12 protein-coding genes and 1 rRNA gene are annotated in these 15,144 nt (G+C 60.5%); 5 read left to right on the top strand and 8 right to left on the bottom strand.

Features of this window, described 5'->3' with window-relative positions; genetic code table 11:
* Positions 1-71, bottom strand: a 16S ribosomal RNA gene (locus EOI86_RS17070); the annotation flags it as partial.
* A gap of 668 nt (positions 72-739) precedes the next feature.
* Here EOI86_RS17070 and EOI86_RS17065 point away from each other — a divergent pair.
* A complete protein-coding gene (locus EOI86_RS17065; protein ID WP_240035696.1) occupies positions 740-2,278 on the top strand; it encodes a M23 family metallopeptidase in 1,539 nt (512 codons plus the stop codon).
* 21 nt (positions 2,279-2,299) lie between these two features.
* Here the strand turns inward: EOI86_RS17065 and def are convergent, their stop codons facing one another.
* From def to EOI86_RS17045, 4 genes are read right to left on the bottom strand one after another with little or no spacing between them, the layout of a single operon-like run.
* The gene (def, locus tag EOI86_RS17060; RefSeq protein ID WP_205032229.1) at positions 2,300-2,797 is read right to left on the bottom strand and encodes a peptide deformylase; all 498 of its coding nucleotides are present in this window, start codon (positions 2,795-2,797) and stop codon (positions 2,300-2,302) included.
* A 25-nt stretch (positions 2,798-2,822) separates the two neighbouring features.
* On the bottom strand, positions 2,823-4,604 hold the full coding sequence (locus EOI86_RS17055) for an SLC13 family permease (RefSeq protein WP_127766346.1): 1,782 nt from the start codon (positions 4,602-4,604) through the stop codon (positions 2,823-2,825).
* A 55-nt stretch (positions 4,605-4,659) separates the two neighbouring features.
* Positions 4,660-5,268, bottom strand: coding sequence for a LysE family translocator (locus tag EOI86_RS17050; protein ID WP_127766345.1), 609 nt, complete (start codon positions 5,266-5,268; stop codon positions 4,660-4,662).
* 43 nt (positions 5,269-5,311) lie between these two features.
* Positions 5,312-6,442, bottom strand: a complete 1,131-nt coding sequence (locus EOI86_RS17045) for a M14 family metallopeptidase (protein WP_127766344.1) — start codon at positions 6,440-6,442, stop codon at positions 5,312-5,314.
* 299 nt (positions 6,443-6,741) lie between these two features.
* Between EOI86_RS17045 and EOI86_RS17040 the strand changes: the two genes are divergently transcribed.
* Positions 6,742-7,512 carry an alpha/beta fold hydrolase gene (locus tag EOI86_RS17040; RefSeq protein WP_127766343.1) on the top strand — a complete coding sequence of 257 codons (771 nt, stop codon included), beginning with the start codon at positions 6,742-6,744 and terminating at the stop codon, positions 7,510-7,512.
* Between the two features lie 6 nt (positions 7,513-7,518).
* A complete protein-coding gene (locus tag EOI86_RS17035) occupies positions 7,519-8,688 on the top strand; it encodes a benzoate/H(+) symporter BenE family transporter (RefSeq protein ID WP_127766342.1) in 1,170 nt (389 codons plus the stop codon).
* On the opposite strand, the gene EOI86_RS17030 is transcribed toward EOI86_RS17035, so the two are convergent.
* The 3 genes from EOI86_RS17030 to clpB all read right to left on the bottom strand — a co-directional run bounded on the left by EOI86_RS17030 (position 8,685) and on the right by clpB (position 13,154).
* Positions 8,685-9,584 carry a DMT family transporter gene (locus EOI86_RS17030; protein WP_127766341.1) on the bottom strand — a complete coding sequence of 300 codons (900 nt, stop codon included), beginning with the start codon at positions 9,582-9,584 and terminating at the stop codon, positions 8,685-8,687. The two genes, EOI86_RS17035 and EOI86_RS17030, sit on opposite strands and share 4 nt — an antisense overlap.
* Positions 9,585-9,617: 33 nt before the next feature.
* On the bottom strand, positions 9,618-10,373 hold the full coding sequence (locus EOI86_RS17025; RefSeq protein WP_161973873.1) for a sulfite exporter TauE/SafE family protein: 756 nt from the start codon (positions 10,371-10,373) through the stop codon (positions 9,618-9,620).
* Between the two features lie 186 nt (positions 10,374-10,559).
* Positions 10,560-13,154, bottom strand: a complete 2,595-nt coding sequence (clpB, locus tag EOI86_RS17020; RefSeq protein WP_127766339.1) for an ATP-dependent chaperone ClpB — start codon at positions 13,152-13,154, stop codon at positions 10,560-10,562.
* Positions 13,155-13,430: 276 nt separating this feature from the next.
* On the opposite strand from clpB, the gene tmpA reads away from it, so the two are divergent.
* Positions 13,431-14,501, top strand: coding sequence for a 2-trimethylaminoethylphosphonate dioxygenase (gene tmpA / locus EOI86_RS17015; protein WP_161973872.1), 1,071 nt, complete (start codon positions 13,431-13,433; stop codon positions 14,499-14,501).
* Positions 14,502-14,558: 57 nt separating this feature from the next.
* Positions 14,559-15,140 carry an HD domain-containing protein gene (locus EOI86_RS17010; protein WP_127766337.1) on the top strand — a complete coding sequence of 194 codons (582 nt, stop codon included), beginning with the start codon at positions 14,559-14,561 and terminating at the stop codon, positions 15,138-15,140.
* Positions 15,141-15,144: the final 4 nt, after the last annotated feature.

Raw genomic sequence — 15,144 nt, 5'->3', positions numbered from 1 at the left:
TCTCGCTCGACTTGCATGTGTTAGGCCTGCCGCCAGCGTTCGTTCTGAGCCAGGATCAAACTCTCAAGTTCAGACAGAGATATTCAAACCAAAAGGTCCAAATACTCCACATTCCAAGCGTCTTTCCATACTCACAATCATTCCAAGTTCCACAAGAAACTTGGCCGAATTACTTGCATTGGCATAAGACACCTAGACGACTTTATATCGCACCATCTAAACCCAGAACCGAAGCTCCAGACCCAGAAGACACGCCGCCCAGGCATCCCTTCCATTATCATATTCAATTGTCCAAAAACCGGTGAAATCAGTGTTCGCGTTGCCGCGAAAAATACCGTCTCACACTTCAGCGCGGCGAGGTTTGTTGGCCCCCGGCCCGCGCTGAGGGGCGGCTTATACGTCTGGGCTTCGGGGGTGTCAAACCCTTTGTGACGATTTTTTTGCAAGAAAATTCACGGCCACCGTTTTCAGCGTCGCGTCCCCCTGAGAAAAGGCTTTTCGCATGTCCGGATCCGGCCATGCGCCCTTTCCCAAAAAACTGCGGCAAACCGCCCATTCCCTTTGAGAATGCTTGACTTCGAAACCGGATTTCAGCACTTTCAGTTCAATTGAAGTAAAAATTCGAAGCTATACTGTTTTTTCGCCGATTTATTCTTTCTTAATAGTTTACCTCTTAGGAAAGATCCCGGAACCCAATGTAGTTTCGAAGTTTACTAGCGTTATCGATACGGATGGGCACGTGTATAACGAAACGGCAGACAAATTCGCAAATGGGCAGGCAAACCCGATGCAGGAGGATCAATTCCTTCCGTCGGACGAAACGGCACTCCCCGGTAAATCAAAACAGTTCGAGAAGACAATGCGGCGCACACGTCTTATAGCAGCGGCTTGCCTCATCGCCTCCGGCGGTCTGATTACCGGCGCCGCCGTCGGCAGCAGAGGTCCGGCCGACCAATACGGCGCGGAGGGCACGGTCGTCGACACAGGGTCGGAAGACCTGTTGTCCGGCGCACCAGCACTACAATCCGGCACAGCCGGTAGTGATACACAGACGGCAGCCATCGGCCCGAATGACATCGACCTGAGTGAACCGGCCGCCGTCTTGGCGCCGCCCAAGGAAGTCACGCGCGTTCTGGCCGTGGGTAAGGGCGACACATTAATGGGCATGCTGACCAATGCCGGCATCGATCGCCGCATCGCGCATGACGCCATCGCCGCGCTTTCGACAGTCTTCAGTCCCCGCAAGCTTCGCCCGGGACATGAACTTTATGTAACCATGATGCCTGAAACAGAGCAGGCCGACCCCGCCCAGTCCGGCGTCGCCGCCGGCATCGAAGCCATGCAGCTCGTCTCCTTGCGTTTGCCCGAAACCCCGATCCGGGATGTTCAGGTCAGTCGCTTGGACGACGGCGCCTATGAGGCCGAGGCGCTGGAAAAAACAACGGAGATGGCGCCGACCGTCGCATCCGGCCATATCCAGACCAGCCTTTACGAAGCGGCACTGGATGCCGGCGTTCCCGCCACCGTCCTCAACGACCTGATCCAAATCTTCAGTTTCGACATCGATTTCCAGCGTGAAGTCCAGAAAGGCGATAAGTTCGCCCTGCTCTACGATTTGGTGACTGCGGACGGCGCAATCGTCGATACCGGCGCAATCCAAGTCGCTGAAATGACCGTGCGGGGCGAACTGCACCGTTACTACCGTTTCAAGGACGAACATGGTTTCTGGGATTATTTCGACGAGAAGGGCCAAAGCGTCCGCAAGGCGCTGCTACGCACCCCCATCGACGGCGCCAGGCTGACCTCAGGCTTCGGCAAACGCAAACACCCGATCCTGGGCTACACCAAGATGCATCGCGGCGTCGATTTTGCCGCCCCGACCGGCACGCCGATTTACGCCGCGGGCGACGGCACCGTCGAGGTGGCCGGCCGCAACGGCGGGTACGGCAATTATATCCGCATCCGGCACAACGGTACCTACAAGACGGCCTATGCCCATCTTTCCCGCATAAAGGTGAAGAAAGGCAGCCACGTTCGTCAGGGCCAGGTGATCGGGATGGTTGGCACGACCGGACGATCCACGGGCCCGCACCTTCACTATGAAGTCCATCAGAACAACAAGCAGACCAACCCGCTGAGCGTGAAGCTGCCGACCGGCAAGAAACTGACCGGCAATCAGTTGGCCGCCTTCAAGAAGCGCCAGGCCGAGTTGGATTCGCAATACGCCAAGTTGGATACGAGCTCCAGCGACGTCGCGACCGCCGCGGGCGAACAGTAAGCAGCGCTTCCGTCCCCGTCGTCACCGTATTTTTTTGATTTTCCGCATCGCCATGTCGCGTTTCACGCGCGACAGGCGGTCCGGGAAGAGAATGCCGTCCAGGTAATCCACTTCATGCTGGATAACCTGGGCAAGCCACCCTGCCGCCTCTAAATCCCGGCGCTCCCCCGCCTCATCCAAATAGGTCACGCGAATGGCGTCCGGCCGGGTCACCTCTGCCGTCACGCCGGGGAAGCAGAGGGACGCCTCGGTAAATGTCTGTTCCCGGTCCGACTGCCATGTAATCTCAGGATTGATCATGGCCAGTGGCTCCCGCACCCCTTCAGGCTGCAAGTCGACCACGGCTATCCTGTCCAGCGACCCCACCATATTGGCGCCCAGCCCGATGCCGCCCGCTTCATAGAGAATGTGGAACATCCGCGCGACAGCCGCCCGCACCGCATCGTCCACCGCCGCGACCGGTTGGGCCTTTTTGCGGAAGATGGGATCATAGCCCCGGATCAACGAAAGCTCGCTCACCGCCGCCCTCATACGTCCTCCGCCCTCACGGCGGCCATGCAAACATGATCAACGGCACGGACACCACGACGATCAGAATTTCCAAAGGCAGGCCAAGCCGCCAGTAGTCGCCGAACCTATACCCGCCCGGCCCCATCACAAGCGCGTTGTTCTGATGCCCGATCGGCGTCAGGAAAGCGCAGGACGCACCGACCGCCACAGCCATCAGGAACGGGTCAGGCGAGGCGCCCATGCCGCGCGCGACCTGCACCGCGATCGGGGCCATAACCACGACCGTCGCCGCGTTGTTCAACAGGTCGGACATGAACATCGTGGTTACCAGCAGGATGGCCACGACCACAAAGGCCGGCACACCCTGCGTCACCTCGGTAATGCCGCCCGCAATTAGGCCGGTCATGCCGGTCGTCTCCAACGCCTGACCAACCGGCAACAAGGCCGCCAACAGGACGATCACAGGCATGTCCACATTGGCGTAGAGATCCCGGATCGGCAGAATGCCCGACACGACGACGGCGACAACCGCCGCCACGAAGCAGACGGCAATCGGCAACAGACCAAAAGCCGCGACACCAACGGCCGCCGCGAAAATGCCGGCCGCAGCAACGCTGCGCCCGCGCAGGCCATGGGAAATATCGCGGCTTGCCAGCGGCAGACAGCCAAGCCGATTGAGCGCGTCGGGCACATCGTTTTCAAGGCCCTGCACCAGAAGAACGTCCCCCGGCCGAACCCGGAAGGAACTGAGGCGCCCGCCGCGCGCATGCCCCTGCCGGCTGATCCCCAGAAGGGTGAGGTTGTATCGGCCTTTCAACCGCAGCGCCCCGACCGTGCGCCCGGCGATGCGCGATCCAGGTGTGACCACCGCCTCGGTCAATACGGCATGTTCGCCTTTCGAAAGCGACTCCTTGTCGGGGCGGCTTCCCGCGACCCGCAAACCCAGCCGATCAACGAACCTGTCCAGATCCTCGGGCCCCGCCTCGACCAACAGACGGTCGGTTCCTTGCAGCGGTTCGTGTTGCGGTGGGCGCGGGTAGTGACGCTTTCGCCGCACCAGGCCGACGATGGCGACATCCAGGTCCTCGGTCATCTCCTCGATTTCCGAGAGCGTCTTGCCATGTGCCTCGGACGCTTTCGGAACCGCCAGTTCAGATAAATACGCCTCCAGATCGAAGGCCTCCCCGCCTTCCGCGGTCTTGCCCGAAGCGCTGGGGATCAAGCGCCAGCCGACCAGAGCGATGAAGGCGACCCCAAGCAGCGCGACCGGGAAACCCACCCAGGCAAAATCGAACATCGCAAATCCCTCGCCCATCGCATCCTGGCGATAGGTGGCGATCAGGATATTCGGCGGCGTGCCGATCAAGGTGACCATCCCGCCCAGGATCGACGCGAAGGCGAGCGGCATCAGGACAAGCCGGACCGGCCTGTTCGCTTTCGTGCAGGATTCGATTGCCGCGGGGAGCAGAAGGGCCAACGCGCCGACATTGTTCATGAAGCCGGACATCGACGCGGCCACAACGCTGAGCACGCCGATCTGCCCCGTCTCGGTACCGGACGCACTGCGGATCCATCGGGCGATACCATCGACGGCGCCGGAAACCGAGAGCGCCCGGCTCATCACCAACACGCCGGCCACGGTAATGACCGCCGGGTGACCGAACCCTTCGAAGGCGCTTTCCGCCGGTACAAGCCCCAAGACCACGGCGGCCACAAGCCCGCCCGCCGCCACGACGTCATAACGCACACGGCCCCAGACGAAGAGGCCGAGCAAGGTGGTCAGAAGAAGAGAGATCGCAATTTGATCGGTTGTCATGACGCGAGGCTAGCCCAAATTTGGCAATCCCGACAGACGTTCCGGATCGTCTGCGCTATTGGTTAGACATCGCATCCAGGCCTGACCAGGTGGTTAGGGCGACAACCACCAACATCGCCACCGCCATTGTCGAATTGATAATGGTCATGGCGCGTGGGGTGAGGTCCAGGCGGTGCAGCGTTACGCCTGCGGCCAACCAAATCAGATGAACCGGAATCCAGATAATATTGGTCAGCAGGAATTTCAGCAGAATTTCCGTTGTCAGGCTTTCCAGGTGGAAAGGATACCCGAAAAAAAACGCCGAATTCACCACATAGGCTTTCGGATTGATCAACTGCAGCATGACGCCGCCAAGAAAACCCGGGGCGGCCTGCTTCTCGATGAAGGAAATCTTCGACCCGGATCGCGCGATGCGCAGTGCCAGATACAGAAGATATCCCGCGGACGCGAAGATCAGGACCGTCCGGATGGTTTCATCGGCCAGAACCGCGGCGGCCAAACCCGTCACAACCGCCAGGGCCACCGCATTTGTCCCGACCCATAACCCCAGAAGAAATACCAAGCCGGGCCGATACCCAAAACCGGACCCCACACCGGCCGTGGTCAACACCCCCGGTCCCGGCGTGAGGATGGTCAGGAAAAAGGCAGCCGTGAATGTCAGCATGGGAAATCAGCCTTTTCCGTTACGGGGAACCGCAACAGCGGCATCAACGCAAATCGTCCAGGACGGCATAGATCGCGTCCAAGCAGGAGGCACCCAATTTGCGGCACCGGTTCGGGGACCAGCCGAACTGTTCGTCCGGCGAATTCGCATTGTCCTTGAACGGCATTTCCAGCGTCATGGCGAGGCATTTATGCGCCGACGCGATTTGCGTCGAACACATGCTGAGATTGGCCTTGCCCGGGGGCGCCTTGGGATAACCGTGTTCCGATTGGAAGTCCGGATTGGACTGCCGCAGGGCGGCTTCAAACGCGATGCGTAGATCGATTTGCCGCTGCTCCACATCCGGGATGCCGTCGGCACCGGCAATGAAGTTGTACGGCAGTCCTTCGTCGCCATGAACGTCGATGGAGAAATCCACCCCGGTGGAGCGCATCTTCGCGGCGACGTGATACACTTCGGGACTGGTTTCCGGGTTCGGATCGGCCCAGACACGATTCAGGTTCACGCCGGCCGCATTGGTGCGCAGGTGACCACGGCGGCTTCCATCCGGGTTCATATTCGGCACCACATAGAGGGCCGCCTTGGCGAGTACCGCCTTGGCCACGGGGTCGTCCGGGTCCAGCGCTCGGGCAAGGAAACCCTCCATCCAAAACTCAGCCTGTGTTTCGCCAGGATGCTGGCGCGCGATCGCCCAGATTTTCAACTTGGAGGAATCCGACCCGCCGATGGTGATCAGGTCCATCGCATCGCCGTCCACCGTTTCGCCCAAAACCTCCACCCGCACGCGCGGGTCCGATTGGCATCGCGCGATCAGATCGTGATGACGGTCCCGGCCATAAGGGGCGAAATAGGCGTAATAGGTGCTGTCGCAGGCGGGCACATGATCGATGATCAACTGGCCGTTCTCATAAGACGTGTCGACGCGGAACCAGGTTTCCCGATCATAGCTGGCGCAGGCGCGATAATCTTCCCAGCCCTTCGTGTAGCTCGCTTCCCCGGCGTTTTCGATCACCATGCGGCGACGCTCACCCGCTTCCCCTGTGACCCGATAGTGGAACCACTGGAAAAACCCTTCCGGGCCTTCATCTTTGCGGATGCGCAGTCGGATATCATTCGGGTCTTCGGCGCTGACGACCTCGATATTGCCGGAATCGAAAAAGGCGGAGATATGCATGCCCTGTTTCCCAAAAATTCGGATGACATTGAAAGTTGTTCGCCCCCAGAAAGTATAGGGTGCCTGCCCTTTGACAAGCGGGCGGGGGCAGACCGGCGGCGACGCGGGCCGGAATATCTGTGTTTCCCTCTCTGCAGCAAACCTCAATCGACAGTCAGCCGGCCGACCTTGGGATGGCCGGAAGGGCTCGAAATTCACCGCGACGCCCGCTATAGGTTGGCGGGCAATACTTGTCGCGTGCCCGTTGGCGAACACGGCCCCCAAACCCAATATTCCGGCGCAAGCCTGTGAGGAACCAAATGCCAGTAGACTTGTCATTCACCGAATATGGAACCGGCTCCCCGGTGGTGATCGTGCACGGCCTGTTCGGGTCGAAGCGGAACTGGTCTTCCATCGCCAAGCAATTGGGTAGGACCCACCGCATCATCGCGGTGGACCAGCGCAACCATGGTGATTCCCCCTGGGACGATGAGCACACCTATCCCCAGATGGCTGAAGACTTGGCGCATCTGATCCGCAACCATGCAGACGGCCGGGCAACGGTCATCGGCCACAGCATGGGCGGGAAAGCCGCCATGGCACTTGCCCTGTCCGAACCTGACCTGGTGGAAAGGCTTGCGGTCGTCGACATCGCGCCTGCCCCGTCCGGCGGCACCCTGATCGACCTTGTCCATACAATGGCCGATTTGGACCTGAGCGATTACAGCCGCCGGTCTGAGGTTGAGGCCGCCCTGAGCAAAAGCATTCCCGAACCCGCGATCCGCGCCTTCCTGGCGCAGAATGTCGCGACCGGCGACGATGGTTTGCGTTGGCAATTGAACCTGAAAGCTCTGGCCGAAAATTTCGACGCCATCCTGGAATTCCCGGACTACGACGACGCCTGCGCCTATACCGGACAGACGCATTTCATCGCGGGCGGAAAATCCGACTATATCCAACCGCATCATCAGGCCGAGATTGAGCGTTTGTTTCCGGGCGCGGCCATCGACGTCATCGTGGATGCCGGCCATTGGGTGCATGCGGAACAGCCCAAAGCGTTCATCGAAACAATTCACCGCATACTTCCCTGACCGCCCATGCGTGCGTCCGTCATCATCAATGCCCTGGTGGCGGTCGTCGTCGGCTTTGGCAGTACCCTGGCCATCATCGTCGCCGCCGCCCAGGCGCTTGGCGCAACAACAACGCAGATTTCCTCAAGCGTATCGGCCATCTGCCTCGCCCTCGCAATTTCGGCCACCTATCTAAGCATCCGGCACAAGATCCCCATGGTCACCGCCTGGTCGACGCCGGGCGCCGCCCTGATCGCCGCGACAGACGGGTCCATCAGCTTTGCGGAGGGCGTCGGTGCCTATATCGCGGTCGCCGCCGCTATTTTGCTGACCGCTTTTCTGAAACCCCTGACACGGTTGGTCGAACGCATTCCCGCCTCGATCGCCGCCGGAATGCTGGCCGGTGTGTTGATCAAGTTCGTCATCGCCGTGTTCGATCAGGCGGCCGCGGCCCCCCTACTGGTGTTGCCTTTGTTCGCGCTGTTCCTGGTCGTGCGCAGCTTCAGTCCCGCCTGGGCGGTGATCAGTGTTCTGATCGCCGGAACGGGGCTGGTCTATGGCCTCGACATGGCCGGGCCGCTGCCCGACGACATCGGCCTCACCAGTTATGAATTCGTCATGCCGGTCTTTGATCCGGCGGCGCTGGTCGGGCTCGCGGCGCCGCTCTATTTGGTTACGATGGCATCGCAGAACCTGCCCGGTTTCGCGGTTTTGCGCGGGTCCGGATACACCCCGCCAACGGCATCCGCACTGACCGTTACCGGCCTCACATCCCTGGGCTCCGCCTTTTTCGGGTCACTGACCACAAACATGGCGGCCATCACCGCAGCGATTTGCACTGGGCCCGATACCCATCCGGATGCAACGAAACGGTGGATGACGGGGCCGTTTTATGGGTTTTTCTATCTGATCCTGTCGCTCTTCGGCGCCTCGCTCGTCGCCTTGTTCGCCGCCCTGCCGACCGCCTTCATCGCCACTGTCGCCGGCCTGGCCCTGTTGAGCCCGCTGGTCGGCGCCGCGACAACCGCCTTGAAGGACGAGGCTGGCCGCGTCGCCGCCATGGCAACGCTGTGTGTCACTGCGTCGAGCCTGTCGCTTTTCGGGATAGGGTCCGCATTCTGGGGCGTCCTGGCCGGGCTTGCCGTGATCGGCATGGATGCTTTTGCGAAGAATATCCGCCGCCGGCGCGGAAACTAGCGCAGAACCAGCACGACGATACCGCCGCAGATCAGCGCTACGCCCAGGACCTCGGCCGGCTTTGACCGCTCCTTGAAGATGAACCAACTGGCCGCGAAGGTGAAAACCAGTTCCACCTGCCCCAGGGCCCGGACATAAGCGGCATTCTGGATCGTCATTGCGACGAACCAGCAGGCCGACGCTGCAAAGCCGGAGATGCCGGCGGGCAAGGCGATCCGCCACGCCCGAATGGTGGCCATTGCTTGGCCCGGTTCCCTAATTTTCAGCCACAGCGCCATGACCACGCATTGGATCACCAATGCCACCGCCAATGTGAGCGACGCCTGTGCCAGGAAACCGTCCCCGCCCAGCGAGAGCGATCCCGCGCGATAACACACGACGGACATGGCCAAACAAGTGCCCGACGCAATCCCCGTCAACGCCGGCCTGCCGACCAGGTCGCGCAGCATATAGCGGTTCCATCCGGTCTGGGCGAAGGAAATGGCGAGCACACCGAGCAGGCTGATCAGGATGCCGATCAAGGCCTGAAAGCTCACAGACTCACCCAGCAGGATAAGGCCCAAAAATACAGTCTGGACCGTCTCGGTCTTCGAATACGCAGTGCCGACCGCAAAATTCCGGTGGGAGAAGATCGCCACCAATAGCCCGGTTGCCATGATCTGGGCGACCCCGCCAAGGGCGCAATACAGCACGAACTGCGCATTCGGCTCAGGCGGCGCGCCGACCTGGATATGCTGCATCGCGGCCGCGAAGACGATGGCGAAGGGAAGCGCGAAGACGAAGCGGGAAAAGGTCGCCCCGCCGGTTGTGAGCGACGCCTTCAACTGTTTTTGGAACACCATCCGCAGATTCTGCAGAAAGGCGGCCGCTACGGTGACCGGGATCCAGAGTTCCAAAGATCAAGTTCCGTTCTGTAAGGCTGAAAAGACTTAGAAGAAGGACCGACCGAGAAGCATGGCCCCAGAGAGCAACAGCAGGCACTGAACGATTACGTTGAATAGCCGATCATCCAAACGATGGTAAAGCGTCGTTCCGATCCAAGAACCTATGACGGTCGCCGGGATACTGATCAGGAAGGCCATGCCGACTTCCCCGTCGACGCGACCGTAAAGCGCATGCACGCCCGTCGCCGTGGCCAGGATGATCGCGTTGTAGGGCTGATAAATGCCGCGCTGAACCGTCTTGGCCAAACCGCGCAACTGACACCAGATCAAAGGGGCCGGACCGGACAACCCGGCCACACCCCCCATCACCCCGCCGATGATGCCGACGGCCCCGTCGGCAAAACGGTTGTCGATCTTGATGGAGGCAATATTCCCGCGGAAAAGGAAAAACAGGGAATAGATCGAATATCCGACCAGGAAGACGCCGACGGCCACTTTTACATGGCCGGGTTCGACATAGTCCAGGGACCACACACCGAGCGGCAGGCCGATAAAGGCCCCGATCAGGAACGGCGTCACCGCTTTCCATTGCAGGTGACGCCAAGTGCCTTTCAGGGCGGAAATCTGGCCGACCACCGAGCATGCCGCCGCCAATGGCGCGACCACGACAGGGTCCATGAAATGCAGCCAGAAGGCGGAAACGATCAGCGCCGTGCCAAACCCCGCAAGCCCGGTCACGAAGCCACCGGCCCCCGCGCCAAGCAGGAAAATCATCATGTAAAAGGGGTCGAACTGATCCATCCCGCGACTGAATCCAGGTAAATGTTTTCGGACGGGCCTTCGCGGCCTTGCGGGTAATTGCACGCCCCGGCGCTGGGCTGCAAGGGCCATTGCCCCGCGCGCCGATGGGCCGGACCGATCGAAAAATAGAACGGGCGTCCGCGACAATGCGGACGCCCGTTGCCTTACCAAACGCTGGGGATGGTTCTAGGCGGCAGCCTCCAGCGCTTCTCCATTGATTGAGAGGCCTTCGCCGGAGACGGAAACTCTCGCCTCCTCCCCATCGGAAACCGCCCCTTCCAGGATCATGCTGGCCAGCGGGTTTTGCAGCGATCTTTGGATGACCCGCTTCAAGGGTCGCGCGCCATAGACCGGGTCGTAGCCCTTGTCGGCCAACCAGACCTTTGCGGCCTCGTCCACCTCCAGCGTGATATTCCGGTCTTCCAGCAGTTTTGCCAGATGACCCAGCTGGATATCGACAATCCCGGTCATGTGGTCCCGACTCAACCGGCGGAACAGCAAGATTTCATCCAGACGGTTCAGGAATTCGGGTCGGAACGAAGACCGGACCACATCCATTACCATCGGGCGAACCGCTTCGACATCTTCGCCTTCCGCCTGGCCCGCCAGGAATTCGGAACCGAGGTTGGAGGTCATGACGATCAGCACATTCTTGAAATCGACTGTGCGGCCCTGTCCATCGGTCAAGCGCCCGTCGTCCAAGACCTGAAGCAGGACGTTGAAGACATCCGGATGGGCCTTCTCGATCTCGTCGAACAACACGACCTGGTAGGGCCGGCGGCGAACCGCTTCGGTCAGCGCACCGCCTTCGTCGTAACCGACATAGCCCGGGGGCGCCCCGATGAGGCGGGAGACCGCATGCTTTTCCATATATTCCGACATGTCGATCCGGACCATGGCCTGATCGTCGTCAAACAGGAACTCAGCCAGGGCCTTGGTCAATTCCGTCTTACCCACACCAGTCGGGCCAAGGAACAGGAAGGAACCGATCGGCCGGTTTGGATCCTGCAGTCCGGCGCGGGACCGGCGCACCGCATTCGCAATCGCGGTGACCGCTTCGTCCTGCCCGATGACACGGGACGCAATCTGGCTTTCCATCTGCAGAAGCTTTTCGCGCTCGCCTTCCAGCATTTTGTCGACGGGAATGCCGGTCCAGCGCGAAACCACGCCGGCGACGTCCTGGTCGCGAACTTCCTCATTCAGCATATGCTCGCCGGTGATCTCCTCGGACGCGTCCAGCGCTTTTTCCAAGTCGGGGATGACGCCATAGGCCAGTTCCCCAGCGCGCTCATACTTGCCTTCACGCTGGGCGCGGTCCAATTCGGCGCGCGCATTGTCCAGCTTTTCCTTGATGTCTTGGGCACTGTTGAGCTTGGTTTTCTCCGCTTCCCAACGCGCGGTCAGCACGGCGGATTCCTCTTCCAGGCCGCTCAACTCGACTTCCAGTTTCTCGAGCCGGTCCTTCGAGGCACGGTCGGATTCCTTCTTCAGGGCTTCCCGCTCGATCTTCAACTGCACGATCCGGCGGTCAAGCTCGTCGATTTCCTCAGGCTTGGAGTCGACCTCCATGCGCAACCGGCTCGCCGCCTCGTCCACAAGGTCGATGGCTTTATCCGGCAGGAAACGGTCGGTGATATAGCGGTTGGACAGGGTTGCCGCCGCAACGATGGCCGCATCGGTGATGCGCACACCGTGGTGCAATTCGTATTTTTCCTTCAACCCACGCAGGATCGAAATGGTATCGGCGACCGTCGGCTCGGAAACCACAACAGGCTGGAACCGCCGCGCGAGCGCCGCATCCTTTTCGATATGCTTGCGGTATTCGTTCAGCGTCGTGGCACCCACACAGTGCAACTCACCGCGCGCCAAGGCCGGTTTCAGCATGTTGGAAGCATCCATCGATCCTTCCGCCGCGCCGGCGCCGACCAGCGTGTGAAGCTCGTCGATGAACAGGATAATTTCGCCAGCGGCCGAGCCGATTTCTTCCAACACCGCCTTCAGCCGTTCCTCGAATTCGCCACGGAACTTGGACCCGGCGACCATCGCGCCGAGGTCAAGCGACATCAGCCGCTTGTTCTTGAGGGATTCCGGCACGTCGCCGTTTACGATGCGCTGGGCCAAACCTTCGATGATCGCCGTCTTCCCGACGCCCGGCTCGCCGATAAGGACCGGGTTGTTCTTGGTGCGGCGGGACAGGACCTGAACGGTCCGGCGGATTTCTTCGTCGCGTCCGATGACCGGGTCAAGCTTGCCGGCCCGGGCCGCTTCGGTCAGGTCGCGGGCGTATTTCTTCAGCGCGTCGTAGCTCGATTCCGCACCGGCGGAGTCTGCCGTGCGGCCCTTGCGCAATTCCTTGATCGCGGCGTTCAGCGCCTGGGGGGCGACATTGCCGTCCTTGAACGCTTTCGCCGACGCGGTTCCCTCGGCCATGGCCAAGGCCAGCAGCATGATTTCCGCGGTCACGAAGCTGTCACCATTCTTTTCGGCCAGCTTCTGGGCCGCGTCGAAAATCTTCGCGAGGGAGCCGTCCAGATGCAGATTGCCTGCGCCCGCGCCTTCCACCTTCGGCATCTTCGCCAAGGCGGCTTCGGCTGCGGCATGAATAGGCTGCGGATTACCGCCGGCTGCCTGGATCAGGCTGGCGGCCAAGCCTTCCTTGTCGTCGAGGAGGACTTTTAGCAGATGTTCCGACGTCAGCCGTTGATGGCTGCTTGTAAGCGCCAGGGTCTGGGCGGATTGGATAAAGCCACGTGCCCTATCCGTGAATTTCTCGAATTCCATGGTTCAACCTCTCTTGCTGCGCCCCCGGCCAGTGCCAGCAAACGCTTAGTCGAGTCGATGTTTCGTAGCAGTTACACTACCGTTCTATGGACCCTATCAGGCGTCCGAGACATATATGGTGTGTCAAAAAAATCACACAATAGGGGTAAGGAGATTGCAATGGCCTTTCCCCTGAAACCTAGGCTATTCAACCGTTATACGGCAGTTCAAATAGCGCATCGAGCATGAGCAATGCATCATGTCACGAATATAGAAGCCAGGGATGACTGGGCCACGGTGACTTGGTCCGATGGCCTGACTCAATCGCTCTATGCGCCTTGGTTGCGCGACAACGCGCAGGACGCCGAAACGGTCCATCCGGGCAATGGACAAAGGCTGATCGATGTTTCGGATATCCCGGCGAACCCGACCTTCAAATCCACCGAATTGGCGACAGATGGCACCCTTGCCGTCACCTTCGAGCCGGACGGCCATTCATGCCGATACGCACCGGATTGGCTGCGCCGGTTTGCCGAGCCGGTCGCCGATCCTTTCGCGCCGCGTCTTTGGCACGAAAGCTTCACCGTGCCCCGCTTTTCCTACGACGCGATCACCACCTCCACCGATGTAGAGCGGCAATGGCTGACCGCCGTCGCTCGCGACGGGATCGCCTTGGTTACCGGCGCGCCGACCGAACCCGAAACGGTCTGCGCCATTGCCGAGCTGTTCGGTTTCGTCCGGCATACGAATTACGGACGGCTGTTCGACGTCGTATCGGTCGAAAACCCCACGAATATGGCTTTCAGCGCCGCCGGACTGATGGTGCACACGGACAATCCCTACCGCGACCCGGTGCCCGGCCTGCAGCTTCTGCATTGCCTGGAGAATGAAAGCGACGGCGGCGGATCACTTTTCATCGACGGTTTCCAAGCGGCCGAACGGCTACGACACGAAGACCCGACGGCCTTCCACATCCTTGCCACCACCTGGCTGCCCTTCCGGTTCCGGGACGCGAATGTCGATCTGCAGGCCCGCGCGCCGTTGATCACGGTCGACGACAAGGACAGGGTGGTGACGGTCCGTTACAACAATCGATCCATCGCGCCGGCCGATATTCCGGCAAGCGACCTGCCCGATTTCTACCGCGCCTATCGCACATTTTCCGGCCTGCTGCGCAATCCCGAAACCGAAGCAGTCCTGCGCCTGACCCCCGGCGACTGCGTCGTTTTCGACAATATGCGGGTCCTTCACGGCCGAAAGAGTTTCGCCAAGGGGCGACGGTGGCTTCAGGGTTGCTATGCGGACAAGGATGCGATTTTAGGGCGTTTGCGCCTTGGCATCCGTGACACGGCAAGCCTACAACTGTAACAATCAGTCGATAACCTATTGGCAATACTACTTAAATCCACAAATACGGAATTTGTCATGAGCCTGCGGCAAGCACAAAAAGCCAATCCGGACGGCGATATCGTCGACCACCTGATCACGATTTTCGCGGAACGCGGCGGCGAGCATTACGGCGAAGGCGTCAGCCAAACCGAACATGCCCTGCAATCCGCCATCCATGTGGACCAGCAGAATTGCAGCGACGCGCTGGTCTGTGCGGCCCTGCTGCACGATGTCGGTCATCTGTTGCATGAGGAAGACATCTATCACGCCGAACAGGGCATCGACGCCATCCACGAACAGGTGGGCGCGGATTTCCTGGAAGAGTATTTCGGCCCCGAAGTGTCCGAACCGGTGCGCATGCATGTGGATGCGAAACGCTACCTTTGTGCGGTCGAACCCGGGTATTTCGACCTGCTTTCGGAAGCTTCGGTCTTGAGCCTGAAACTTCAGGGCGGGGTGATGGGCGAGGAGGAGGTCAAAGACTTCGAAGCCTCCCCACATTTAGAAGCAGCCCTTCTTCTGCGCCGCGCCGATGAAGCGGCGAAGGTGCCGGGCCTAAAGACGCCAGGCGTCGAAACCTTCGCCGACCGGTTGCGGGGACTGCTGAAGCGCGCTTAGTCTG

This window comes from Hwanghaeella grinnelliae, assembly GCF_004005845.1.
Classification (GTDB): domain Bacteria; phylum Pseudomonadota; class Alphaproteobacteria; order UBA8366; family Aestuariispiraceae; genus Hwanghaeella; species Hwanghaeella grinnelliae.
Note: the sequence above shows the minus strand (reverse complement) of the source record. Positions and strands in the feature narration are given on the sequence as shown.

What these genes read in the sequence shown, in the direction of transcription:
- EOI86_RS17045 (WP_127766344.1), bottom strand. Translation starts at nt 6,442, where the DNA reads ATGCATATCTCCGCCTTTTTCGATTCCGGCAATATCGAGGTCGTCAGC.
- EOI86_RS17050 (WP_127766345.1), bottom strand. Translation starts at nt 5,268, where the DNA reads ATGCTGACATTCACGGCTGCCTTTTTCCTGACCATCCTCACGCCGGGA.
- clpB (WP_127766339.1), bottom strand. Translation starts at nt 13,154, where the DNA reads ATGGAATTCGAGAAATTCACGGATAGGGCACGTGGCTTTATCCAATCC.
- EOI86_RS17040 (WP_127766343.1), top strand. Translation starts at nt 6,742, where the DNA reads ATGCCAGTAGACTTGTCATTCACCGAATATGGAACCGGCTCCCCGGTG.
- EOI86_RS17055 (WP_127766346.1), bottom strand. Translation starts at nt 4,604, where the DNA reads ATGACAACCGATCAAATTGCGATCTCTCTTCTTCTGACCACCTTGCTC.
- EOI86_RS17010 (WP_127766337.1), top strand. Translation starts at nt 14,559, where the DNA reads ATGAGCCTGCGGCAAGCACAAAAAGCCAATCCGGACGGCGATATCGTC.
- EOI86_RS17025 (WP_161973873.1), bottom strand. Translation starts at nt 10,373, where the DNA reads ATGGATCAGTTCGACCCCTTTTACATGATGATTTTCCTGCTTGGCGCG.
- EOI86_RS17035 (WP_127766342.1), top strand. Translation starts at nt 7,519, where the DNA reads ATGCGTGCGTCCGTCATCATCAATGCCCTGGTGGCGGTCGTCGTCGGC.